Source organism: Brevibacterium sp. CCUG 69071 (assembly GCF_021023135.1).
Classification (GTDB): Bacteria; Actinomycetota; Actinomycetes; order Actinomycetales; family Brevibacteriaceae; genus Brevibacterium.
Genome location: NZ_PGFV01000002.1, coordinates 44,436 through 66,066 on the forward strand (window position 1 = coordinate 44,436; position 21,631 = coordinate 66,066).

Annotated in this window: 22 protein-coding genes and 1 tRNA gene; 15 read left to right on the top strand and 8 right to left on the bottom strand. The window is 66.6% G+C overall.

The window, feature by feature from the left end; all coding sequences use genetic code 11:
* Positions 1 to 82: 82 nt before the first annotated feature.
* A complete protein-coding gene (locus CV023_RS05450) occupies positions 83 to 1,117 on the top strand; it encodes a phosphotransferase (RefSeq protein WP_230744453.1) in 1,035 nt (344 codons plus the stop codon).
* 51 nt (positions 1,118 to 1,168) lie between these two features.
* On the opposite strand, the gene mgrA is transcribed toward CV023_RS05450, so the two are convergent.
* Entirely contained in the window at positions 1,169 to 2,209 is a 1,041-nt protein-coding gene (mgrA, locus tag CV023_RS05455) for an L-glyceraldehyde 3-phosphate reductase (RefSeq protein WP_284934604.1), read from the bottom strand.
* 115 nt (positions 2,210 to 2,324) lie between these two features.
* On the bottom strand, positions 2,325 to 2,870 hold the full coding sequence (locus tag CV023_RS05460; RefSeq protein ID WP_230744454.1) for a CGNR zinc finger domain-containing protein: 546 nt from the start codon (positions 2,868 to 2,870) through the stop codon (positions 2,325 to 2,327).
* Positions 2,871 to 2,895: 25 nt separating this feature from the next.
* Here CV023_RS05460 and CV023_RS05465 point away from each other — a divergent pair, with 25 nt between their 5' ends.
* The 8 genes from CV023_RS05465 (at position 2,896) to CV023_RS05500 (ending at position 12,118) form a co-directional block, all read left to right on the top strand.
* Positions 2,896 to 3,195, top strand: coding sequence for a hypothetical protein (locus tag CV023_RS05465; RefSeq protein WP_230744455.1), 300 nt, complete (start codon positions 2,896 to 2,898; stop codon positions 3,193 to 3,195).
* A 106-nt stretch (positions 3,196 to 3,301) separates the two neighbouring features.
* Complete coding sequence (locus CV023_RS05470) at positions 3,302 to 4,687, top strand: GntP family permease (protein ID WP_230744456.1); 1,386 nt, start codon at positions 3,302 to 3,304, stop codon at positions 4,685 to 4,687.
* A 193-nt stretch (positions 4,688 to 4,880) separates the two neighbouring features.
* Positions 4,881 to 6,047, top strand: a complete 1,167-nt coding sequence (locus CV023_RS05475) for a Cmx/CmrA family chloramphenicol efflux MFS transporter (protein ID WP_230744457.1) — start codon at positions 4,881 to 4,883, stop codon at positions 6,045 to 6,047.
* Between the two features lie 388 nt (positions 6,048 to 6,435).
* On the top strand, positions 6,436 to 7,185 hold the full coding sequence (locus tag CV023_RS05480; protein WP_230744458.1) for a GntR family transcriptional regulator: 750 nt from the start codon (positions 6,436 to 6,438) through the stop codon (positions 7,183 to 7,185).
* Entirely contained in the window at positions 7,182 to 8,483 is a 1,302-nt protein-coding gene (locus CV023_RS05485; RefSeq protein WP_230744459.1) for an anhydro-N-acetylmuramic acid kinase, read from the top strand. Before CV023_RS05480 ends, CV023_RS05485 begins: the two co-directional genes overlap by 4 nt.
* 103 nt (positions 8,484 to 8,586) lie before the next feature.
* The gene (locus tag CV023_RS05490) at positions 8,587 to 10,095 is read left to right on the top strand and encodes a sodium:solute symporter (protein ID WP_230744460.1); all 1,509 of its coding nucleotides are present in this window, start codon (positions 8,587 to 8,589) and stop codon (positions 10,093 to 10,095) included.
* Positions 10,095 to 11,075, top strand: coding sequence for an N-acetylmuramic acid 6-phosphate etherase (gene murQ / locus CV023_RS05495; protein ID WP_230744461.1), 981 nt, complete (start codon positions 10,095 to 10,097; stop codon positions 11,073 to 11,075). The genes CV023_RS05490 and murQ overlap by 1 nt, the downstream gene beginning before the upstream one ends.
* Complete coding sequence (locus tag CV023_RS05500) at positions 11,072 to 12,118, top strand: BadF/BadG/BcrA/BcrD ATPase family protein (protein WP_230744462.1); 1,047 nt, start codon at positions 11,072 to 11,074, stop codon at positions 12,116 to 12,118. The genes murQ and CV023_RS05500 overlap by 4 nt, the downstream gene beginning before the upstream one ends.
* A 6-nt stretch (positions 12,119 to 12,124) precedes the next feature.
* On the opposite strand, the gene CV023_RS05505 is transcribed toward CV023_RS05500, so the two are convergent.
* Complete coding sequence (locus CV023_RS05505; protein WP_230744463.1) at positions 12,125 to 12,628, bottom strand: GNAT family N-acetyltransferase; 504 nt, start codon at positions 12,626 to 12,628, stop codon at positions 12,125 to 12,127.
* Between the two features lie 131 nt (positions 12,629 to 12,759).
* Between CV023_RS05505 and CV023_RS05510 the strand changes: the two genes are divergently transcribed.
* The gene (locus tag CV023_RS05510) at positions 12,760 to 14,484 is read left to right on the top strand and encodes a hypothetical protein (RefSeq protein WP_230744464.1); all 1,725 of its coding nucleotides are present in this window, start codon (positions 12,760 to 12,762) and stop codon (positions 14,482 to 14,484) included.
* A gap of 56 nt (positions 14,485 to 14,540) precedes the next feature.
* On the opposite strand, the gene CV023_RS18970 is transcribed toward CV023_RS05510, so the two are convergent.
* On the bottom strand, positions 14,541 to 15,149 hold the full coding sequence (locus CV023_RS18970) for a TetR/AcrR family transcriptional regulator (RefSeq protein WP_230744465.1): 609 nt from the start codon (positions 15,147 to 15,149) through the stop codon (positions 14,541 to 14,543).
* Positions 15,150 to 15,363: 214 nt separating this feature from the next.
* On the opposite strand from CV023_RS18970, the gene CV023_RS05520 reads away from it, so the two are divergent.
* From CV023_RS05520 to CV023_RS05530, 3 genes are all read left to right on the top strand, one after another.
* Positions 15,364 to 16,701, top strand: a complete 1,338-nt coding sequence (locus CV023_RS05520) for an FAD-dependent oxidoreductase (RefSeq protein WP_230744466.1) — start codon at positions 15,364 to 15,366, stop codon at positions 16,699 to 16,701.
* Positions 16,698 to 17,207, top strand: coding sequence for a GNAT family N-acetyltransferase (locus CV023_RS05525; protein WP_230744467.1), 510 nt, complete (start codon positions 16,698 to 16,700; stop codon positions 17,205 to 17,207). Before CV023_RS05520 ends, CV023_RS05525 begins: the two co-directional genes overlap by 4 nt.
* A 90-nt stretch (positions 17,208 to 17,297) precedes the next feature.
* A complete protein-coding gene (locus tag CV023_RS05530) occupies positions 17,298 to 17,549 on the top strand; it encodes a PspC domain-containing protein (protein ID WP_230744468.1) in 252 nt (83 codons plus the stop codon).
* 23 nt (positions 17,550 to 17,572) lie between these two features.
* Here CV023_RS05530 and CV023_RS05535 read toward each other — a convergent pair whose 3' ends face one another.
* The 4 genes from CV023_RS05535 to CV023_RS05550 form a co-directional block, all read right to left on the bottom strand.
* Positions 17,573 to 18,100, bottom strand: a complete 528-nt coding sequence (locus tag CV023_RS05535; protein ID WP_230744469.1) for a GNAT family N-acetyltransferase — start codon at positions 18,098 to 18,100, stop codon at positions 17,573 to 17,575.
* Positions 18,101 to 18,121: 21 nt separating this feature from the next.
* Positions 18,122 to 18,571, bottom strand: a complete 450-nt coding sequence (locus tag CV023_RS05540) for an RDD family protein (protein WP_230744470.1) — start codon at positions 18,569 to 18,571, stop codon at positions 18,122 to 18,124.
* 137 nt (positions 18,572 to 18,708) lie between these two features.
* A tRNA-Lys gene (locus CV023_RS05545) sits at positions 18,709 to 18,781 on the bottom strand.
* Positions 18,782 to 18,917: 136 nt separating this feature from the next.
* Entirely contained in the window at positions 18,918 to 19,856 is a 939-nt protein-coding gene (locus CV023_RS05550) for a hypothetical protein (protein WP_230744471.1), read from the bottom strand.
* 179 nt (positions 19,857 to 20,035) lie between these two features.
* Between CV023_RS05550 and CV023_RS05555 the strand changes: the two genes are divergently transcribed.
* Positions 20,036 to 20,623 carry a hypothetical protein gene (locus tag CV023_RS05555; RefSeq protein WP_230744472.1) on the top strand — a complete coding sequence of 196 codons (588 nt, stop codon included), beginning with the start codon at positions 20,036 to 20,038 and terminating at the stop codon, positions 20,621 to 20,623.
* A 342-nt stretch (positions 20,624 to 20,965) separates the two neighbouring features.
* Positions 20,966 to 21,631, top strand: a complete 666-nt coding sequence (locus CV023_RS05560; RefSeq protein WP_230744473.1) for a DUF47 domain-containing protein — start codon at positions 20,966 to 20,968, stop codon at positions 21,629 to 21,631.

Sequence of the window (21,631 nt, forward strand, 5' to 3'; positions counted from 1 at the left end):
GGTAACCGGGACAGTCAGAGACCGGGGATCCGAGGCAGTCGGCGACCCTGTCCCCGAGACGATCTGCATCGACGGAGAACACATGCGTGTCCGTCGCGCATGGCCGGCCGGCCGGGGACGAATCGCCGTCGAAGTCGTGACGGCCGAAGGCGGCATCCGCGCCGGGTTCCTCGGCACAGGGGGAGTCGAGGTGCTGGAGGCCGGGAGGGATCCGAAGCTGCCCGGCCTCGAACGGCTGCTCGCGGGGGAGCGGCATCGTTCTCGACCGCGCCTGATCTCGTCTCAACCGCGTCTGATCTCGCACCGGCCGGGCAAGCGCGCGGTCATCTGTCTGCCCGACGACACCTTCGCAAAGTGCGTCCGGCGCGGGCGAGCCGACGCCATCATCGCCGGTCAGACACGTGCCGCGGCGTTCTCGACCGGTTTCATCCTGCCGGACGTGATCAGCGCCGACGAATCGACAGTGGTGCTCAGCCGCGTGCCGGGAGTTGAACTCCACGACCCGTCCGGACTCGGAGAGAACTGGGAGCGAGCCTGGGCGCAGGCACTCGATGCGTGGACGCTCGCCGGTTCCGGATCGGAGGCCGCCTCGGCGCCCGTCCACTCACCCGACGCTGAAGTGCGCGTGCTCGAGGACTGGCGCGACCGCGCTGCCGGGCTCCTCACCAGGGTCGACGCCTCGGGATCGACTCTGCTGGATGCCGTCGATGCCCTGATTCCCGAGATCCGAGGCGAACTCCTGGACTCGGGAGCCACCACGGTGACAGCACGGAACTGGGGACCGATCCATCGGGACCTGCACGATAAGCAGATCATGTGGGATCCGGTGGCCGGGCCCGGGCTGCTCGACGTCGACACGGCCTGCCGCGGTGAGCGCGAACTCGATCTGGGCAATCTCAGCGCCCACGCTCATTGGCGCACCCACCAGGGGATCTGGTCGAAATCCCACGCCGAGGCGGTGCTCCGGGAGATCTCCCGAGCTACCTCGACGGCGGGCCTGGAACCGGCACGGGTCCGGGCGTACGAACGCGCGACGTTGGTGCGGTTGGCCTGCGTCTATGCCTTCCGTCCCCGGTGGGTCGGGAGCGTAGGACGATTGCTTGAGCTGGCTCGATGAGTCCCGTGCTCAGGCGTCATCGGCGCCTGCGGGCTCCCGGTGCTCCCTCGGTCATTCACCCGTGCTGCGGCGGGCATCTCCCCAGATGTCGACTCCGCCGTTGACGGCGAACTCGTCGATGGCCGACAGCTCCGAATCGCTCAGCGGAGCCGAGTTCAGTGCCGCAGCATTGTGCTCGAGCTGATCGACGCGGCTGGCCCCGATGACCAGTGAGGACACGCGCTCATCGCGCAGCGCCCAGCTCAGCGCCATCTGCGCCAGCGACTGGCCGCGTGCGGAGGCGATGTCGTTCAGCCCGCGGATGCGTGCGAGGTTGTCTTCGGAGAGGAAGCCGTCCTTGAACGATGGGGTGCTCTTCCCGGCTCGGGAGTCCTCCGGGACTCCGCCGAGGTATTTGTCGGTGAGCAGGCCCTGGGCGAGTGGGGAGAAGGCGATGACGCCGAGGCCTTCGTCCTGTGTGGTCTCGAGCAGGCTGTCGTCCTCGATCCACCGGTTGAGCATGGAATAGGAAGGCTGGTGGATGAGCAGCGGGGTGCCGAGGTCCTTGGCGATCGCCGCGGCGCGAGCGGTGTCGGCGGCCGAATAGGACGAGATCCCCGCATAGAGTGCACGGCCCGAGCGCACCGCCGTGTCCAAGGCGCCGATGGTCTCCTCGAGCGGGGTTGAGGCGTCGGGACGGTGGGAGTAGAAGATGTCGACATAATCGAGTCCGAGCCGCGCCAGTGAAGCGTCGAGGCTGGCCAGGAGGTATTTGCGGCTGCCACCCGGTCCGCCATAGGGCCCGGGGTGCATCGCCCAGCCGGCCTTCGTGGAGATGATGAGTTCGTCGCGGTAGGGCGCGAGGTCCTCGCGGATCAGTCGGCCGAAGTTGGTCTCGGCCGAGCCGGGAGGCGGACCGTAGTTGTTGGCGAGGTCGAAGTGTGTGATGCCGAGGTCGAAGGCCCGGCGAACGATGTCACGCTGATTCTGGAAGGCGACATCGTCACCGAAGTTGTGCCACAGCCCCAGCGACAGGGACGGGAGCACAAGGCCGGATCGGCCGACGGGACGGTAGGGCATCGAATCGTAGCGGTCGGCGGCGGCTTGGTACACGGTCTCTCCCAGTGAAGCGGGTGGTGGACAGGTTCGGATTCAGCTTAAAGGACGAGTGGGGTGCATACGGATCAACGGTGCCGCGGACCCGGCCGCCGACACGTCCACTGTCAGTTCATCGCGCCTCTGTCCGGGTCTTCGCCCGGTGCCTGCGCACGGCATCGCGATTGGCACACCGCACCGAGCAGTAGCGCTGTCGACCGTTGCGGGTGACATCGACGACGACGTTCGCGCAGGGGTCGGCGGGGGACTCGCCGGCGGCGCAGCGACGCAGACGCTGCATGCCGCGGGTACTCAGGTGCAGTGCGGTGCCGACGCAGATGACGGCCCGCAGGACGTGGGCGATGGATTGGTCCTCATCCCGGTAGTGCAGGTGCCAGCCCTCGTCATCGTGGTCGACGAGTCGCGGATAGGCTGCGGCATCGGCCATGATCGCGTTGAGCAGTTCGGCTCGACGTGCGGGATCCTTCGCGTCGACGACGTCCAGCCATTCGTCGATGACGGCGCGAGCGTCGGCCACCTCGGTGGGGGTGCGGGTGAACCCCATCGTCATCCCGAACTCACGGGTCCGTGCCTCGATCTCCTCACGGTCGGGTGGCCAGTCATTGGCCAGGGAGGCCGCGAGGAGTATCGCATATTCTCCGTAAGGGTTGAGTTGCATAAGACCATTACATCAGGGTTGAGTCATGGACACCAGACCGGATTCCCGGGCAGCCGAGCCCGCCACCGAGCCCGCCACCGAGTCCACTGTCGATATCGGTGACGACCGAACCCGTCGTCCGGACCGCCACGGGCATCCGATGCCCCGCGGCGAAGATTCGACGCCGCCCTGTGAACACGGATGGTCCGTGGAATCGCGGCACCCCACCTCGATCGGTCTCGTGCTCTACGTCCGCTGTCTGCGCTGTGGGGTCCGCCGCGTCGACGTGCAGGAGCACGTGCAGGTGGTCCCGCAGGCGTTGAGTGCAGAGATCGACTCTCGGTAGGGCTGCGAGCTTCTGCTGGAGTGGTCGGCGTCGCTGGACTCCGCCCGGCCGGTCCGGTCTCACCCTGGGTGCGACTGCCGGTGCCCAGAGGCGTATCGTTGCCCCGGTGATTGGCTCAACCGCATACCTCGTCGTCCTCCTCTTCGCCTCGATCGCGCTGCTCATCCTCCTCATCAACTGGAAGACGAAGCTGCATCCCTTCCTGGCCCTGCTCATCACCTCAGCGGTGACCGCATTCGCCGCCGGCGAGGAGCTGGGCAAGATCCCCGAGACGCTCATCGCCGGTGCCGGGGACACCCTCGGCGAAACAGGTGTGGTGGTCGCCCTGGGCGCGATGCTCGGCCGCCTGCTGGCCGACAGCGGAGCCATCCAGAGGATCGCGAATCTCGTCATCGAACACTCCTCGCCGAAGGCCGCGCCGTGGATCATGACCGGCGTGGCCTTCATCATCGGCATCCCGATGTTCTTCGAGGTCGGCCTCGTCGTGCTCATTCCCGTCATCTACGCGGTGGCTTCGCAGCTGGAGCAGAAGACCGGACAGAAGAAGCTCTGGTATCTGCGCATCCTCGTCCCCGCGATCGCCGCACTCGCCTGCCTGCACGGTATGGTCCCGCCGCACCCCGGACCGCTCATCGCCGTCTCCGGACTCGGCGCCAATGTGGGAATGACGATCGGGCTGGGCCTCGTCTGCGCGATCCCGACCGTGATCCTCGCCGGGCCGGTCTACGCCCGCTGGATCGCCCCGCGGGTGGCCCTCGAGCCGAGCGCGGATCTCATCGACCAGTACACGGGCCAGCGCGCCGAGGCGACCGACCGTCCCCTGCGCACGATTCCCATCTGGCTCGCCTTCGTCACGGTCCTCGTCCCGGTCGTGCTCATGCTCGTGCACACCGTCGTTCAGCTGATCGCGCCTGACTCCTCCTTCGAACCCATCGCCGAGGTGCTCGGCAATCCCGTCATCGCGATGCTCGCCGGCGTGATCTTCGCCGCCATCGCCCTGGGCTGGACCTCGGGGATGGGTGGGGAGCGCATCCGCAGCTCCTTCGGCGACAGCCTCAAGTCCATCGCCGGCGTCATCCTCATCATCGGCGGCGGAGGTGCCTTCAACGAGGTGCTCAAGGACTCGGGGATCGGAGACGCCGTGGTCGGAACCACCTCCCACCTGGACATGAACCTCGTCCTCCTCGGCTGGTTCATCGGCATCCTGCTCTCCTTCGCCACGGGCTCGGCGACGGTGGGAATCACCTCGGCGACCGGCATCGTCGCCCCGCTCATCGGCGACCATTCCTCCGCCTACATCTCCCTCGTCGTCATCGCGATCGGCTCGGGCTCGATCGGCCTCAACTGGGTCAATCACGCCGGTTTCTGGTTCGTCAAGGAGAGCTTCGGCATGACGCTCGGGCAAGCGACGAAGACCCACATGATGGTCCAGACTCTCGTGAGCGTCTTCGGCCTGATCTTCGCCTTCCTGCTCTCGCTGCTCTTCGTCTGAGGCGAGGGTTGGTAGACTCGGCTGCATGTCGAGTCCCGAGTCAGACAAGTCGGGGGCTGCCGGTCACGCCGCCAGCCCCGTCGACCACTAGTCGCGACGCCTGCGTTCTGCGCAGGATCAGTACGGACCGACACGGGTGTTGGCCGTGGTGACAAGAAGCACCAGTTCTTGATCTCTCACCTCGGAGTACTCGATGCCTTTTGCCCTCTACATTCTTGCCCTGGCAGTCTTCGTCATGGGCACCTCGGAATTCATGCTCGCGGGTCTGCTTCCTGCGATCGCAGTCGAACTCGACGTCTCAGTCGGCACGGCAGGCCTACTGAGCTCGGCCTATGCCGTCGGAATGGTTATCGGCGCGCCGACGATGGCGGCATTCGCGCGCCGATGGCCACCCCGGCTGACTTTGATAGCCTGCCTGCTCGTCTTTGGCGGAAGCCATGTCGTCGGTGCCCTGACGTCGGTGTTCCCTCTGCTGGTCGTCACTCGTGTGCTGAGTGCCTTCGCGAATGCGGGGTTCCTCGCAGTTGCTCTGAACACGGCGACCGCTCTGGTGCCAGATAATCTCAAGGGACGTGCGCTGTCTATCCTGCTTTCCGGTACAACGCTCGCCACAATCGCAGGCGTCCCCGCAGGCTCATTGCTCGGAACCGCTTTGGGGTGGCGGTCGACGTTCTGGTCGATCGCCGTCCTCTGCGTCGTTGCGGCGATCGGAATCATCCGTGGCGTCGCCGACGGTATCGGCCGGTCCGCCGAAGGCGCCGCCCCATCGAGGCTGCTCGGCGAACTCGGCCAGTTGGTGACACCGCGACTTGCCGTAGCTATGACGCTTGGGGCTCTGGCCAACGGCGGCACTTTCGCGGCCTTCACGTTCCTAGCGCCGGTTGTCACTGGTTCTGCCGGTCTCGCTGAGGTCTGGGTCTCTGTCGTACTGATGGTGTTTGGTGTCGGGTCGTTCCTCGGAGTCACCGCTGCCGGACGCCTTTCCGACCGATGGCCCGGCCGAGTGCTCATCGTCGGCGGTCCGCTTCTTTTGGCGGGCTGGATTGTCTTGGCGCTGTCTGCATCGCACCCAGGCGCGCTGATCGTACTTGTGTTCTTTCAGGGAGTCATTTCATTCGCCCTCGGGAGCACCGTGATTACGCGAGTCATGTATGCCGCTTCGGCCGCTCCGACGATGGGTGGTTCCTATGCGACGGCATCGCTCAATGTCGGAGCCGCAGCCGGGCCTGTCCTTGGTGCGATCGGTCTGTCTGCTGGGTTGGGGCTTCTCGCGCCCGTCTGGGTCGCCTCGGTGCTGACTGCGATCGCTCTTGTCGTCATGCTCCTGTTCAGGCGCGTCATTGTGCTGAGGGATACGTAGAAGATGCGGACCCGACACCTTGCTTGTGCAGGATCGGCCTGAGGTCCAGTGCTGGCGCTCGCTGCCGGGCCGTCGATCAACGCGGCGGTCGTTTTGCGCGGCTTAGCCGATCACCGTCTCGGTGGGTCAACGCCGAGCCCGAAAAAGTCGTCGCCAGTGACGACTTTTTCTGATTCCGCAATGACTGAGCATGCGGAGCGAAAATGCAGTCGCTGCGACGGGCCGGCCGTCTCGGTCCATAGTTCCGTCGTCAACATCGTCTCCCGAGACGTTGTCCTCGACGGAACTGTGGATCGAGGGGCTCTGTGGCACGCGTGATACTTGCGTGAAGCACATAAAGTAGACCAGTGGTCTTGATTTCGGGTGTGTCCTGTGTCTCAATGGTGTCGTGACGAAATTCCACTCCATTCGGGATCAGCTCCTCGACCGGCTCGAAGGCATGGCCGCCGGTGAGCAGTTCCCGCCCGAACGCCAGCTCGCCGAAACGCTGGGCATCTCGCGGATGACCCTGCGCCGGGCCATCGACGAACTCGTGGCCAAGGGCGTGGTTAGGCGACGTCACGGTGCCGGAGTCTTCGCTCTCGGTCCGAAGCTCGACCAGCCCCTGGCCGCGAGTTCCTTCACCGAGGATATGCTCGCCCGCGGCATGCGCCCCGGCTCCCGAGTCCTCAGCTTCGAGACCACGCCCGCCGGCGCGCACATCGCCCGCAGGCTCCACCTCGAAGAAGGCGCCGAGGTGGTCACGGTGCTCCGTCTCCGCCTGGCCGACGACGAACCGCTTGCGCTCGAGGAACTCCACGTTCCCGCAGCGCTCGTGCCCGGTCTCAGTGCCGAAGACCTCGAGAACAAGTCCTTCTACGATCTGCTGCGCGAACGCTTCGGCATCGTGCTCAGCCGCAGCGTGCAGACGATCGAGCCCTCCCTCGTCGACGCCGACGAAGCCAAGGAGCTCGAGGTCGAGGAAGGCTCCCCGGCCCTGCTGTTCGAGCGCACCTCCCGCAACGCCGAGGGAGTGCCCGTCGAATTCGTCCGCTCCGTCTACCGCGGGGACCGCTACAAGATCCGCACCGAACTCACCGTCCCCGAACGTGCCGCCGAATCAACCGTCCCCGATCGCACCGTCGGAGGCACCCCATGATCATCGCCGGCCTGATGACGGGAACCTCCGCCGACGGTCTCGACCTGGTCCTCGCCGAATTCACCCTCGACCCCGACACCATCCCTAACAGCGCAATCGACACCATCCCCAACAGCGCCCCCACCCTGGCCGTGCGCATCCTCGCCGAACGCGAGATCCCCTTCGACGCCTCCCTCCACAGCGACATCCTCCGCCTCCTCGAACCCCGCGACCTCGCCCTCTCTCTGGTCAGCGACATCGACGGCCGACTCGGCAGATTCTTCGCCGAGGCGCTCGCCGTGTTCTGCCGTGACACGGGCATCACCCCCGACCTCGTCGTCTCCCACGGGCAGACCGTCCGCCACGACAGCACCGAGGGACTGGTCACCTCGACCCTCCAGCTCGGCCAGCCCGCCTTCCTCGCCGAGGCGGCCGGTGCCCCCGTGCTCTCCGACGTCCGCGCCCGCGACGTCGCCGCCGGCGGCCAGGGCGCACCGCTCGTCGGGATCCTCGACGGCCTCCTCCTCGGCGAGGTCGAGACACCGACTGCGCTGCTCAACCTCGGCGGCATCGCGAACATCACCGTCATCTTCCCGGGCAAGGATCCGATCGCCTTCGACACCGGCCCGGCCAACGCACTCATCGACATCCTCGCCCGCCGCATCACCGGAGGCCGGGAGAGCTTCGACCGCAACGGCGAATTCGCCGCGGCCGGCACCGTCGACGAAGGGCTCCTCACGGACCTGCTCGCCGAGCCCTACTACTCGCAGCCGGCCCCGAAATCCACCGGCAAGGAACTCTTCCACGCCGACTACCTCGACGGTTTCCTCGCAGCCCACCCCCATCTCGGCGAACATGATGCGATCGCCACGGTGACCGCGCTGACCGCGCGCACCGTCGCCGAGGCGTGCCGCGCACACGGCGTCACCTCGGTCATCGCCTCGGGAGGTGGGACCCGGAATCCGGTGCTCATGCGTGAACTGGGGCACCACCTCGGCGCGGGTGCCGATGGTGGTCCGGGTCCTGGTGCCGGCCCAAGCGCCGGTCCGGGTCCCGGCCCAAGCACCGGTCCCGGTGCGAGTGCAGGCACGGTGCTGCGCACGACCGACGAGGCGCTCGGGTTGCCCGAAGGCAGCAAGGAAGCCCTGCTCATGGCTCTGCTCGGCTGGCTGAGCTGGCACGGACTGACCGGCACCGAACCGAGCCTGACCGGGGCCGCGCACCCGAGCATCGCCGGTCGCTTCACCCCGGGCCGCGGCGGGCTGAGACTTCCCGAACCGCTGCGAACACGGCCCACCCGACTGCGGATCCTGCCGTGAGCGCGACCCGCCCCGCCCGAGCGTCTGCGGTCGGCCGCTCCGTCCGCACGCCCCGCCCCGAACACCGCAACCCTCGATACGAACCCCCGATGAAGGAGTGACAATGCAGATCATCGACCTCTTGGTGATCGTGGCCTATCTCGCCGCAACGGCGTGGCTGGGACTGGCCCTGAGCGGCAAACAGAAGAACCTCAAAGGCTACTTCCTCGGTTCCCGCACCCTGCCCTGGTGGGCGGTGTGCATGTCCGTGGTCGCCACGGAGACGAGCGCACTGACGGTGATCGGGATCCCCGTGATGAGCTACCTCGGCGATCTCAACTACCTGCAGCTGGGCTTCGGGTACATCCTCGGCCGCGTGGTCGTCGCCTTCTTCATGCTCCCGCGCTACTACGACGGTGAGATGGTCACCGCGTATGCCTACCTGGGCAAACGCTTCGGCACCTCGACGCAGACGACCGCGGGTGTGACCTTCCTCTTCACCCGTCTGCTCGCCGACGGCATCCGGGTGCTCGCCTGCGCCATCCCCGTCAAGGTCATCCTCGACGGGCTCGGCATCCACACGAACTACTTCGTCATCATCGTCATCCTCGCCGTGGTCACGATCGCCTACACCTTCATCGGCGGTATCAAGGCCGTAGTCTGGGTCGATGTCGCCCAGATGTTCCTCTACGTCGTCGGCGGACTGCTCACGATCATCGTCATCTCCGCGGCGCTGGGCGGCGGATGGCTCGCCGAGGCGGCCGATGCCGGCAAGCTCAACATCTTCGTCTTCGAGGGCAACCCGATCTCCGCGGATGCTTCGTTCATCCCCTCCTTCCTCGGCGGTTCGGTGTTCGCGATGGCCTCCCACGGCTCCGACCAGCTCATCGTCCAGCGGCTGCTCTCCTGCCGCTCGAAGGTCGAGGCGCAGAAGGCGCTCATCTGGTCCGGTGTCGTGGTCGTCATCCAGTTCGCGATCTTCCTCGCCGTCGGACTCGCCCTGTGGGCCTACTACGATCACGCCCTGCCGGCCGACCTCGGCCTGACCCGCGACGACGAGATCTTCCCCCGCTTCATCATCGAAGGCCTCCCGGCAGGCATCTCGGGACTGCTGCTGGCAGGAATCCTGGCTGCCGCGATGTCGACGCTGTCGTCCTCGCTCTCGGCACTGTCGTCCTCGACGGTCAACGACGTCTACGCCCGGCTGAAGAAGACGCCGATGACCGATGCGCAGGGCTTCAAGGTCGGCCGCTGGGCGACGATCGGCTGGGGGATCGCGTTCATCCTCCCGGCCACGGTCTTCGAATCCGACTCCGGCAACATCGTCATCCTCGCGCTCGGCATCGCCGGCATCACCTACGGCGGTCTGCTCGGAGCGTTCGTCTTCGGCATCATCAACAAACGCGCCAGCGCGGTCGACGCGAACATCTCCTTCGCCTTGGCGATCGCGGTCAACGCCTTATTCTTCGTCATGGAGAAGTACGTGACCGGCGAGGTGTGGGTCGCCTGGCAGTGGTATCCGCTGCTCGGCGTCATCGTCATGATGGTCATCGGCGGACTCCTGTCCCTGCGCCACCCGGCCGCATCGTCGGGGGCCGCCACCATCGCCGAGGTGGAAGGCAGTCGACGCTGATGGCCCAGTCCCAGCCCCGGCTGTCCCCGACGGAGCGGCGCAACCCGGCCAGTGCCGGCCTCGACGAGCTCGACACCCTCGGCGTCCTCGAAATCCTCAACTCCGAGGATCGGGTCGTCATCGATGCCGTAGCCGCGGCGCTTCCGCAGCTCGCCGAACTCGTCGACACGAGCGCGACACGGATGCGCCGAGGCGGCAGGGTCCACTATTTCGGCGCGGGCACCTCGGGCCGCCTCGGCGTCCTCGATGCGAGCGAGCTGCTGCCGACGTTCAACCTCGAACCGGGTCGGGTCGTCGGGCACATCGCCGGCGGACAGGCGGCCCTGGTCAATGCGGTCGAGAACGCCGAGGACTCCGAGTCCGACGGTCGCGCCGCCGGGGGAGAGTTGGGGCCCGAGGACGTGGCGATCGGCATCGCCGCGAGCGGTTCGACGCCCTATGTCCGCGGTGCCCTCGAGGCCGCCCGAGCCGGCGGTGCCCACACCGTGCTCATCTCGAACAATCCGCATGCCCCCGTCGCCGATGCAGCCGATGCCCACATCGTCCTCGACACCGGACCGGAAGTGATCACCGGCTCGACCAGGCTCAAGGCCGGCACCGCGCAGAAGCTCACCCTCAACGGCTTCTCCACCGCGCTCATGGTCGCCCTCGGCCGCACCTGGGACAACCTCATGGTCTCGGTCGTCGCGACGAACGAGAAGCTGCGCGAGCGGACCGTGCGCATCCTCCGTGAAGCCACCGACCTCGACGATGCGGAGGCTCGCACCCTGCTCGAGAGCTGCGACGGAGACCTCAAGGCGGCCCTCGTCGTCTCCTTCGCCGAGGTGGCCCCCGCCGCGGCGGCCGCACAGCTGAGTGAGCATGACGGCTCGGTCAAGGCCGCGATCGCGGCGGTCATCGGAGCGAATACCTCGGAGAGTGACCTCCGGACCGCCGACCGTAGGCCGGATCGGTCGGGTCCGGGTACCGTGGGCGCATGACCCTCATTCTCGGCGTCGACATCGGCGGCACCGGCAGTCGAGCCGCGCTCGGAGAGGTCGCTGAGGTTGCCGGCCGGCCCGGCAGTGTCGACGGCGAGTCCCGCAGCGATCCGGGCGTGATTGCAGGCGCGGATTCCGGTCCGCGCGTCATCGACCAGCTCAGCGGAGCCCGCATCGAGATCGGGCCGAGCGGCAGCACCGTCCTCGACCTGGTGCGGGAACTCGTGAGGTCGGCCGCGCAGATCTGGACCGATCGCTTTTCTGAGGTCCGCGGCATCGGCATCGGAGCAACCGGTATCGCTTCTCTTGCCGAGGGCCCCTCCGGTGTCCTCGCCGACATCACTGCCGAATTCGGCGTGCCGGCAGTCGCGGCCATCGACGCAGTGACCGCCCATCTGGGTGCCCTGAGCGGAACAGGTGGGGCGATCACCGTGCTCGGCACCGGCGCGATCGCCGTCGCCCACCCGGGGGCCGACGAGGAGGGTATGTGGTCGGCCGACTGGTCGCGAGCCGATGGGTGGGGTCACCTCTTCGGAGACCGCGGGGGAGGAGCCTGGCTGGGCCGCTACGGCCTCGAACTCGCTCTGCGCACTCATGACGGAATCGACGAACACGGACGCGCACTGCTCGAGGCGGCGACGCGACGTTTCGGTCCGCCCGCCTCGTGGCCGGGCCGGTTCTACACGCGGGGCGACCGTGCCGGCCTGCTCGCCGACTTCGCCGTCGACATCGCCGGAGCCGCCCGCTCCGGTGACGGTGCCTCGGCCGAGCTGCTCAGACGGGCGGGACAAGAAGCGGCCCGCAGTGCCGTCGCCGCAGCCAGCGTCCGGTCCGTCGGCCCGCCCGTGCGCATCGCGCTCACCGGGGGAGTAGTGGCCGCGGGCAGCCAACTTGTCGAGGGGTTCCGGACCGAAGCCGCACGTCTGCACCCGAACATCACTCTCGTCGCCCCGGCCGGGGGACCAGTCGAAGGCGCACTCGCGCTGGGCCACCTCGGTGCGGGTGGGAAACTGCGTGCGCAGGAACGAATCGTCTGGACCTGAGACGGACTACGACTCGGCCGCCCGCACCATGCGGATCTCTCTGACTCCGTCGTAGTCGTCGGTCTTGACGGAGCCGTCGGGCACGAAGCCGTTCTTTGAGTAGAACGCCTGGGCGCGCGGATTGGGGTCGGCGACCCACAGGTGGCAGGCGGTGCCGGGTTCGACGACCAAGTCGAGAAGTCCCTGGCCGGCGCCCGATCCCTGGACGGCCCGGTAGGTGTAGAGAATGAAGAGCTCGCGTTCATCGGGTCGGTCGTCATCGCGCGAGGGACCGGACATGGCCACGCCGACGATGCGGCCGTCCTGGTCGGCGACTGCGCAGGTGTGCGTTCGCTGGTGGTCCTCGTCGAGTGCCCTCGTCCACATCTGCCGACGTTGGTCGAGAGCGTCGGGGTCGTCGAGGAGGTCATCGGGCATGAGACCGCGGTAGGTCTCCTCCCAGCTGTCGACGTGGACGCGCGCCATCCCGTCGACGTCGGCGTTGACTGCGGGGCGGACTGCAGGTGTCATGACACGACTCTACGCCAGGACGCCGTGCATGCGCGGGACTGCGCACCGTCACGGCAACCGGCACCGAGTATTCATCTCACCTGCACCTACGGACAAACAGCTGGTCAGGAAGGTCGCCGAAGATCGAGCATGTGAGAGCACAAGACTCCCCTGCGTTCGACCGTCCTTCCACCCTCCCGGCGCTGGATCCGGCACAGCCGCCGCGGCTGCCCCCGCCGCCGCTTGATCTCGAACTGCCGATGGGGCCGCGGACACGGGCCTACAGGTTCTTCGAGCGACTGCCCGCGATCATCAGCTTCACGGCCGTCGGCCTCGTCTTCGTCCTCCCCTTCATCGACGCGCGCTGGGCAGCGATCTACGTGCTCACGATCGTCGGCCTCACCTTCGTCCGAGCCATCCGCGGAGCCGTCGACGTCGCACGTGGATTCGCTCGCTACCGCCGCAGCGCTCGGGTCGATTGGAACGCCCGCCTCGTCGATCTCGAACGGGCGATGGACGGACTGCCCGCGCTGCCGTATCCGCGCGCCGGATTCCGAGCCGAGGATCACGCCGCCGTCGTGGACCGCATCCGGGAGGACCCCACCTCGGTAATGCGTCCCTCCGAGCTGCTCCACGCCGTCGTCATCGCCGCCTACAACGAGCCGTACCCGGTCATCGCCGACACCATCCGCACGCTGCTGCACACCTCGACCTCGCCGCGGCGGCTCCTCATCTTCTTCGCCTACGAGGAACGCGGCGGCCCGGTCATGGCTGAGACTGCTCGCCGCCTCGCCGCCGAATACGGTCACCGATTCGGTGCCTTCGTCCTCGTCGAGCACCCGGCCGGCGTGCCCGGCGAGATTGCGGGCAAGGGCGCGAACATCACGCACGCCGGACACCGCCTGGCAGCCTGGGTGAGGAAGGAGGGGATCGATCCCGAGAATGTGATCGTCACCAGCCTCGACTGCGACAACATTCCGCATGAGTCATACTTCGACGCCGTCGCCTACGAATATGCGATCGCGGCCGACCGGGCACGGCTGTCGTTCCAGCCGATCAGTCTCTACATCACGAACATCTGGGATGTGCCCGCTCCGGCTCGAGTCGTCGCGAGCGCGAACTGCTTCTGGAACCTCACCACCACGGTCCGTCGCCTGGCCCTGCGCAACTTCGCCTCGCACTCGCAGCCCCTGACGGCGCTGACCGAGATGGGGTTCTGGTCGACGCGGACCATCGTCGAGGATGGGCACCAGTACTGGCGCAGCTGGTTCCATTTCGACGGGGATTACCGGGTCGTGCCCATCCATGTGCCGATCTATCAGGACGCAGTGCAGGCCGGAACATTCGCGGCCACGATGATCGCCCAGTTCAGGCAGCTCAGCCGGTGGTCCTATGGAGCCAGCGATGTTCCGTATGTCGGGGTGCGGGTGTTCGCCGGCGACGCGCGATGCCCGTTCTGGCCCGGCGCTCTCCGGTTCCTCTCGCTCCTCGAAGGCCACATCAGTCTCGCGTCGATCTCGATCATCATCGCCGTCGGCGGGTGGATTCCCTTCGCCGTGGCCAGTCAGACCGGTCAGGTCACCGAATTCCTCGAGCGGATGCCGATGGTCGGCGGTCTCGTCCAGCAGGTCGGCATGATCGGACTCATCGTCTCGATCGTCATCTTCAACTCCCTGCTTCCGCCGCGTCCGGTGCACGTGCCCAGGGGGCGGAGGCTGACGATGTGGCTGCAGTGGCTACTCTATCCGCTCACCCTGCTCGTCTTCAATTCCTCGACGGCGCTGTATTCGCAGTGGTGCCTGCTGACCGGACGCTACCGGGAGCGCTTCGACGTCACAGAGAAGGCCTCCGGAGTGCCGGTGCGCAAGGCCGCGTGAGGCTCGTCCGGGGTCGGCGAACGTGACGGTCCCTCGGGGTCAACGAACGGTGAGGCTCACACGGCGTCGTCGAAGACCGAGCGCAGCCCCGGAGTGACGTGGTCGACGAGCTCGTCGAGCTCGAGATCGGCCAGCGGGTGGATCTGCAGGATGTAGCGGGCGAAGGCCGTGCCGAATAGTTGGCTCATCGCCACCTGCAGGCGCGCGAACTGCGCCGGTGTCGAGTTCTCTAACAGTGTGGCGAAGATGTGCGTCTCGAGCGCCTCGCGCATCACGGTCGCGGCGGTCGGACTCTCGGTGGCTGCGCGGGCCAGGGCGCGGAGCCGGGATCCGAGCAGGGGATCTTCCCAGGCTTCGAAATAGGTGCAGGCCAGCGTCTCCGCCCGGTCGGGACCCGCCTCGGCGAGTGCCGCGCGGATCTTGGCGGGCAGGTGATCGAGGTGTCTGAGCGATTCGGCCAGCAGTCCCTCCTTCGTGCCGAAGAAGTGCGTGACCAGTGAGGGGTCGACTCCGGCCGCCGAGGCGATCGCGCGGATGCTCGTCTTCCCGTACCCATCCGTGGCGAACCGGTCGAGGGCGGTCTCGAGGATGAGGTAACGCGAGTTCGAGCTGCCCGTCGGACGTCCGGGTCGCCGACGTCTGCCGGACGTGCCCGTGCTGCTCACTTTCTTCCTCCTCCGAGCTGTTCCTGCGGCTGGCCCGCCTTTGTTTTTCGACCCGCCCTTGATGCTGCGCCCGGCCCCGAATGATTTCCCTGGCCTGACTCTAGCGTCGGAATCATTAATTAGGCTACTGTGGAATTACTCTTCCGGCAACGGAGAGGACTCGCTCTCAATGCGGATTCTGTGCAGGAGGGCACCAGTCGAAAAGGAGTGGGACATGGAAGCCCCCGAGGAATTCGATGCCATCATCGTCGGCGGCGGACCGGCCGGAGTGGTCACCGGGCTGCTGCTCGCTCGCGGCGGCGTCAAAGTCGTGGTGCTGGAGAAGCATGAGGACTTCTTCCGTGATTTCCGCGGCGATACGGTGCACCCGTCGACGCTGCGGCTCCTCGACGAATTGGGCCTCTATCACCGGTTCGCCCAGATCACGCATCGCCGGGTGAGCAATATCAGCCTCGCCGATCGGGACGGACAGGACTTCATCCTCGGCGATCTCTCCAGGCTCAACGCCCCGCACCCCTTCATGACCATCGCCCCGCAGTGGGACTTCCTCAACCTGCTCGCCGAGGCGGGAGAGGCCGAGCCGGGATTCGAGCTGCGCATGGGCGTCGAGATGACCTCCCTGGTCTGGGCCGACGGTCGAGTCATCGGGGTGAGGGCGCAAGGTCCAGATGTAGCTCAGAAGCCGGCCGGCGAGGTGGAGCTGCGGGCTCCGCTCGTAATCGCCGCCGATGGACGATGGTCGTTGGCTCGGGAGCAGGCGCGCCTGCCGGTTCGGGAGCTCCATTCGGGGATCGACGTGTGGTGGTTCCGGATCGACACCGAGGCGCAGCTCCCCGATTCCGTCGCCCCGCGGTCCAGCGGTGGCAGCGTCTTCGTCGCGATTCCCCGTGATGGGCACGTTCAGATGGCCCGGCTGATCCCGAAGGGTGAGGACGCACGCCTCCGAGCCGAGGGCGTCGAGGCGCTGCGCAGCGCGGTGGCCGCCGCGTTCCCCGTGCTCGCCGAGGATGTCAGTGGGATCGAGGTGGACGATGTGAAGCTTCTCGACGTCCGTCGCAACGAAGCGCCGAGGTGGTTCGTCGACGGTCTGCTGTGCATCGGCGACGCGGTGCATGCGATGAGTCCGCTCGGCGGGGTGGGCGTCAATCTTGCCGTCCAGGACGGTGTCGCCACTGCCCGTCTGCTGGCCGGGCCGCTACGTGCCGGTGCTGTCTCGGCTCGAGATCTGCGCCGGGTTCAGCAGCGGCGGCTGCTGACCACGAAGGCCGTCGAGCTGCTGCAGGGAGGCATCCACCGCATGATCGAACCCGTCGTTCACCACGGCGGCGACATCCGGCCGCCTGCAGCCTTGGAGTGGCTGCTCAAGACGTTCCCCGCCCTGACCGTGGTGCCCGCCCGCATCCTCGGCATGGGTGTGACCCCCGAACATGCCCCGGAATTCGCCCGCATGCCGGACGGCGACCGTGGGGCCGGCTTCGTCGACAACTCGAACTCCGATGGCAAAGCCGATTGTCCCGTCGCAGCGCACACCGCTCCCCAGGAGCAACGATGACCGTGAGCCTCACCCTCCGAACACCACGTCGCGATGACGAAGCAGAACTGAGGCGAATCCACGAGCAGATGCGTGCCGAAGGGTTCACGTTCCTCCTCGCCGATGGCACCTGGGGCGAGGTTCTCGCCACGATCGAACGCGAGGCCCGTGGCATCGACCTCGATCCTGGGCGGGTGCGTGCCGAATTCCTCGTCGCCGAGGCAGACGGTGTTCCCGTGGGACGGGTATCCATCCGCTATGCCCTCAATGACTTCCTCCTCAATGAGGGCGGCCATATCGGCTATGGCGTCGCACCCGAATTCCGTCGCCGAGGTTTCGCCACACAGATTCTTCGCCGGTCCGTGACGCGGCTCGCTGCTGCCGGAGTCGAGCGGATCCTCGTCACCTGCGCCGATGCGAATACGACCTCGGCGAGTGTCATCGAACGCTGCGGTGGGCAGCTCGAGGATCTCCGCACTGCCCACGACGGGACACTCACTCGGCGCTACTGGATCGACGCGAGATGAACGCGAGAGTCCGGACTTCCGGTTTCCCTCATCCGGGGCCGACGGTCAGCACCACTGTGCCGCCGGATCGGACTGCGTAGAGTCGAAGACATGAAAACACTCTTCGATTCCATTCGCAGCATCGGCTTCCGTCGCGGACCCGACCGGATCCTCGGCGGCCTCGCCGGAGGCCTCGCCGAAGTTACCGGCATCAACGTGTGGCTGATGAGACTCCTCGTCCTCGCCTCGTTCCTGCTCCCCGTCCTCGGCGTCGGTGCCTACCTCGTCGCCTGGATCCTCACCCCGTGGCAGGACGGATCAATCCCACTCCAGCAGGTCTTCGGCGGCCGCCTCGAGCGGTAGTCGGGAAAGCCGGGACGTCGAATTCAGACGCTGCGGCTCAGCGCATAGAACGTCGAAGCGCCGACCTCGTACTCGGCGAATCGTTCCCAGCCGAGGTGGTCGTGGACGGCGAGCGAACGTTCGTTGCTCGACTCGATGAAGGCCACCCCACGAGGGTAGGTGCCGCGAGCGAGTTCGAAGATTCCGTTCGTCAGTGCAGAGAGGACCCCGCGCCTGCGGAAGTCTGAGGAGACGACGACCGGTCCGTACATGAAGTAGGCATTCGGGCCGAACCGCTCCCGAGCAACCCGATTGAGTTCTCCTGCCGGTCCCGTGCCGGCCGCACCCGGCGGTGAACTCAGCGCAATTCCTGCACGATGGCCATCCACCTCGGCGAGAACGAAGCCGGGCCCGGCCGACGAGAACTTTCGCAGCCGCTCCTCATCCCACTGACCTTGGACGAACCCGTTCTGCGCACGTTCCCGTTCGGTCAGCCTCTCTCCCCGGTTGTCATCGATGAGTTCGAGGATCCAGGGAAAGTCGCTGTCGTCGGCGGTGCGAACCGTCGTCATGGGAATCTCCTCGGTTCTCGACTACCGGACCGGTCGTGCCCGACGATAGACCTTGATCGGCACGGAGCCGATCGACGGCGCGTCGAGGATCGACCAGATGAGCACGATGAGGACGATGGGGAAAAACCCGATGGCCAGATAGCGGCCCATCCCTCTCCAGAAGCCGACGCGGCGCCCCATATCCTTCTGCAGGGAGACGACTCCGGTCAGGGCCTGACCGGGGGAGACCGTGCAGCCGTAGAGGGCGCCGAAGAGAAGCAGTGCGAAGGGGTAGCCGATGAGCGCTGCTGCCGTGGCAGCGTCGATGGAGATGACGCCGGCCCCTTCGAGCGAGAGTGTCGTGACGGCGATGAGTGCTGTGAGAACCACGACGAAGACGGCGTCAAGGATCCTCGCCCACCACCGCCGACCTGTCGATGCCGAGTGCAGCAGCTCGCCGTTTCGCAGTGTTCCGTTTGCGTGGTCGATCATTCCGGCGGCGACTCGTACGTGATGATGCGAGCTGATCAGAGACCCCTCTTCGAACTCAACCGACAACGGTGCGAATCATCGGGCAGTGAATCTCGTCGGTCCCTGTCCTCGCATCGGCTGACGCCGCAATAAAACGGTGGGCCCCGTGGGGATCGAACCCACGACCCGCGGATTAAAAGTCCGCTGCTCTACCAACTGAGCTAGAGGCCCCGCCCCGGCACAATCGCACACAGAGCTTGCGAGAAGTTGCCGGAGACTCACTCATATTAGAGGTTCGCGACCTCATTACTCAAACCGGGTGCCGACGTCCTGCGAGGTCTTCAAGCCCCGCGGGACACCCGCTGTCTCACTTCTCCGGTTCGGTGTGATCCTCGCCGGTATGCGTGCGCGGCAGAGCGTCCGGTGCGGACAGGTCTTCCTCGGCCGCCTCGTCGATGACGGACGATTCGATCGCCTTGTTCTTCTTGATCTTCCCGCGCAGGGCGGCGATATTCTTCAGCCCGGAGAGCAACCTGCGGTCCTTCTTCGGGGCAACGTACTCCGGGTCGGTCTCGATGGGGAAGACGGTCGGTGCGGCGCCGAAGGCCTCCTTCGACTCATTGGCGACCTTGCGCGCCATCTGCGCGTTGACCACACCGCCGATGACCGCCCCGATGCCGAACGGCAGCAGCCTGCCGACGAGTGAACCGCCGGCGCGGGCGGCGAACTTGCGGATGAAGGTCTTGCGCAGCTTGCGCACCAGCAGGTCGACGAGCGGAGCAGGAAGCTGCTTCGTCACGGTCGAACCCCAGTTGCCGAACATCGACTCGGTGCCACCGGACTGCTTGCTGAACTTCTGGACGAGATTCTTGCCGTCCTTGCCCAGCATCAGCCCGAGCACGAGGGCATTGGCTCGTTTGGCATCGGCGACGGGGAGTCCGTGGATCTCCGAAATCGCCTGGGCGAACAGCGCAGTGCCTTCGAGGAGCCCGGCCGTCTCGGCGGTCGCCACGCCGAGCGCCGCGGTCGTGCCGAGACCGGGAACCGCAGCCGTCGCACCGACCGCTGCGCCACCCGAGGTGGTCAGGGTCAGATAGTGCCGACGGATGATCTTGATGAGCTCTTCCGGAGTCGCATCCGGGTGCCTGCGGCGCAGAGAGCGGACATAGGCCAGGGCAACGGGCCGCTGCACCGACAGCAGCTTCGACAGCATCGACTGGGCGCGGGGATTGAGGGTGCCATCGTCATTGACCGCAAGTTTCGCGGCCTTGTCGAGGCCCTTCTTCGCCACTGATGATCGTGCCACGGGAGTTCCTCCTCGTATCGTTCATTCGTCGTCTGCGGGTTACAGACACGAAACAATCACCAGTTTAGTAGTGGCCACTGAGAGTCCGACGGACAAACCCTGACCGCCCGGCGACAACCCGTTCCGAGCGCAGAGGAACTGCAGACGGCGGAGTCGAAAGAGACTAGACTTCCGAGACGATGACACAGCGACCCTTCCACCGCCCGATACCCCTGGCCGATCTCGATGCGGTCGGTGCCGCCGACGACCCAGTGGCCCGCTCGGAGACCTCGCACGCCACGGCCGCCCTGCTCCTCGGCGACCCGCGCGGACAGCGCGATGAGGCCGCGACGAGGCGGTTCATCGACCTCGCCGACGACATCGGCTTCGAGGTCATCGCCGAGATGTGGTCCGCGGCCCCGCCGGTCTCCGCCCCAGGTGCGCTGTGGCGCCTCTACGCCCTGCGCGAGTGGATCAGCACATCTCCCGGCGAAGTCGCCGAGATGTTCGCCACCGGCCAACGCCGCGTTACCCAGGGCATCGGACTCGACGAGATCCTCGCCGGTGTGGAGCTTCCCGCAGGACCCGACGAGGTGGCCCGAGCCATCGATGAGATCCTCGCCGGGGCCTTCCGCGGGGACGTCGTCATCGCCCTGCTGCGCGCCGCCGCGTTCGTCGGGATCTGCGCCGAAGGCACCGACAGTCAGGACACGCGCTCGCGTCTGCTCCAACTGTCGAAGGACCTGGGCGACGCCGCGCTCTCGCACCGGCGCGGCGGACTCAGCTGACAGGACTTACCTGACCGAGCGCCACCTTGGCGCGACTTGGGCGCTACTTCGGTGCCTGAGTCATCCCACCTCGTCGCCACCTCGGTGCGACTTCGGCACCTGAGCGATCCGACCTCAGCCCAAACCTTCCTGGCCCGCGATCCAATGTGAGATTTTCAACGGTCCCGAGCCCCGCCTCGGCGGTGGACTCACGAGCGTGAGCGAGTATCGTAGTGCGTGGCCTTCGGGCCACCGGACGCTGGATCGTCGAAGCCCCGGGCTCCAAATTCAGCCGCTTCGAGCGGCCTATCGCCGAGAGGCGCTCTCACGGTTCAGCGTTCGGCACAATACAATTGAAGCGACATGCACATTCGTCCGGCGCGACCGGGCCTCGGGCAGGAGGAGCGCATGCGGCTCAAGCGAGTACCGCAGGACACTGTCTTCTACGATCGTCTCTCGGATCTCGTCGGACAGATGCGCCAGTGCAACCTCGTGCTCGCCGAACTCTCCGGGATCGAAGTCAGCGAACGACGGCATGTCGCCGACCGTCTCCGCGAGATCGGGGATCAGGCCGATGAGGACATGGGAGCCGTGCTTCGCGCACTGCGCGAGAACTACATCACCCCCTTCGACCGCAACGACCTCTACCTGCTCGGTCATCACATGCGCGACATCTGCCACCGCCTCCACGGGGCCGGATTCGTTCTCGCCTCGGAAGCTTTCGACCAACTGCCCTCGGGTGTCCTCGAGACCCTCGCGGTCCTGTCGAACCAGACCGACCACACCTCCCGGATGATCACCCGACTGCCCGGCAAACTCGATCAATGGGACTACGTCGACTCGATCAACCGGCTGACCTACCAAGTCGAGACTCTGCAGTGGCGGATGTCCGATGCGGTTCCCAACGCCAAGCGCGGACTGACGTATATGGCCGCGGTCTCCCAGCTCGGCCAGGCCTTCGTCCGCGCCGCGCACGGGTTCACCGAGCTCGGCAAGGTCGTCGCGTCCATCGCGATCAAGGAGTCGTAG

Excerpts from the sequence above, each read along its gene's own strand:
- CV023_RS05450 (WP_230744453.1), top strand. The coding sequence starts at position 83 with ATGCGTGTCCGTCGCGCATGGCCGGCCGGCCGGGGACGAATCGCCGTC.
- CV023_RS05460 (WP_230744454.1), bottom strand. The coding sequence starts at position 2,870 with ATGCAACTCAACCCTTACGGAGAATATGCGATACTCCTCGCGGCCTCC.
- CV023_RS05465 (WP_230744455.1), top strand. The coding sequence starts at position 2,896 with ATGGACACCAGACCGGATTCCCGGGCAGCCGAGCCCGCCACCGAGCCC.
- CV023_RS05475 (WP_230744457.1), top strand. The coding sequence starts at position 4,881 with ATGCCTTTTGCCCTCTACATTCTTGCCCTGGCAGTCTTCGTCATGGGC.
- CV023_RS05485 (WP_230744459.1), top strand. The coding sequence starts at position 7,182 with ATGATCATCGCCGGCCTGATGACGGGAACCTCCGCCGACGGTCTCGAC.
- CV023_RS05490 (WP_230744460.1), top strand. The coding sequence starts at position 8,587 with ATGCAGATCATCGACCTCTTGGTGATCGTGGCCTATCTCGCCGCAACG.
- murQ (WP_230744461.1), top strand. The coding sequence starts at position 10,095 with ATGGCCCAGTCCCAGCCCCGGCTGTCCCCGACGGAGCGGCGCAACCCG.
- CV023_RS05500 (WP_230744462.1), top strand. The coding sequence starts at position 11,072 with ATGACCCTCATTCTCGGCGTCGACATCGGCGGCACCGGCAGTCGAGCC.
- CV023_RS05505 (WP_230744463.1), bottom strand. The coding sequence starts at position 12,628 with ATGACACCTGCAGTCCGCCCCGCAGTCAACGCCGACGTCGACGGGATG.
- CV023_RS05520 (WP_230744466.1), top strand. The coding sequence starts at position 15,364 with ATGGAAGCCCCCGAGGAATTCGATGCCATCATCGTCGGCGGCGGACCG.
- CV023_RS05525 (WP_230744467.1), top strand. The coding sequence starts at position 16,698 with ATGACCGTGAGCCTCACCCTCCGAACACCACGTCGCGATGACGAAGCA.
- CV023_RS05530 (WP_230744468.1), top strand. The coding sequence starts at position 17,298 with ATGAAAACACTCTTCGATTCCATTCGCAGCATCGGCTTCCGTCGCGGA.
- CV023_RS05535 (WP_230744469.1), bottom strand. The coding sequence starts at position 18,100 with ATGACGACGGTTCGCACCGCCGACGACAGCGACTTTCCCTGGATCCTC.
- CV023_RS05540 (WP_230744470.1), bottom strand. The coding sequence starts at position 18,571 with ATGATCGACCACGCAAACGGAACACTGCGAAACGGCGAGCTGCTGCAC.
- CV023_RS05555 (WP_230744472.1), top strand. The coding sequence starts at position 20,036 with ATGACACAGCGACCCTTCCACCGCCCGATACCCCTGGCCGATCTCGAT.
- CV023_RS05560 (WP_230744473.1), top strand. The coding sequence starts at position 20,966 with ATGCACATTCGTCCGGCGCGACCGGGCCTCGGGCAGGAGGAGCGCATG.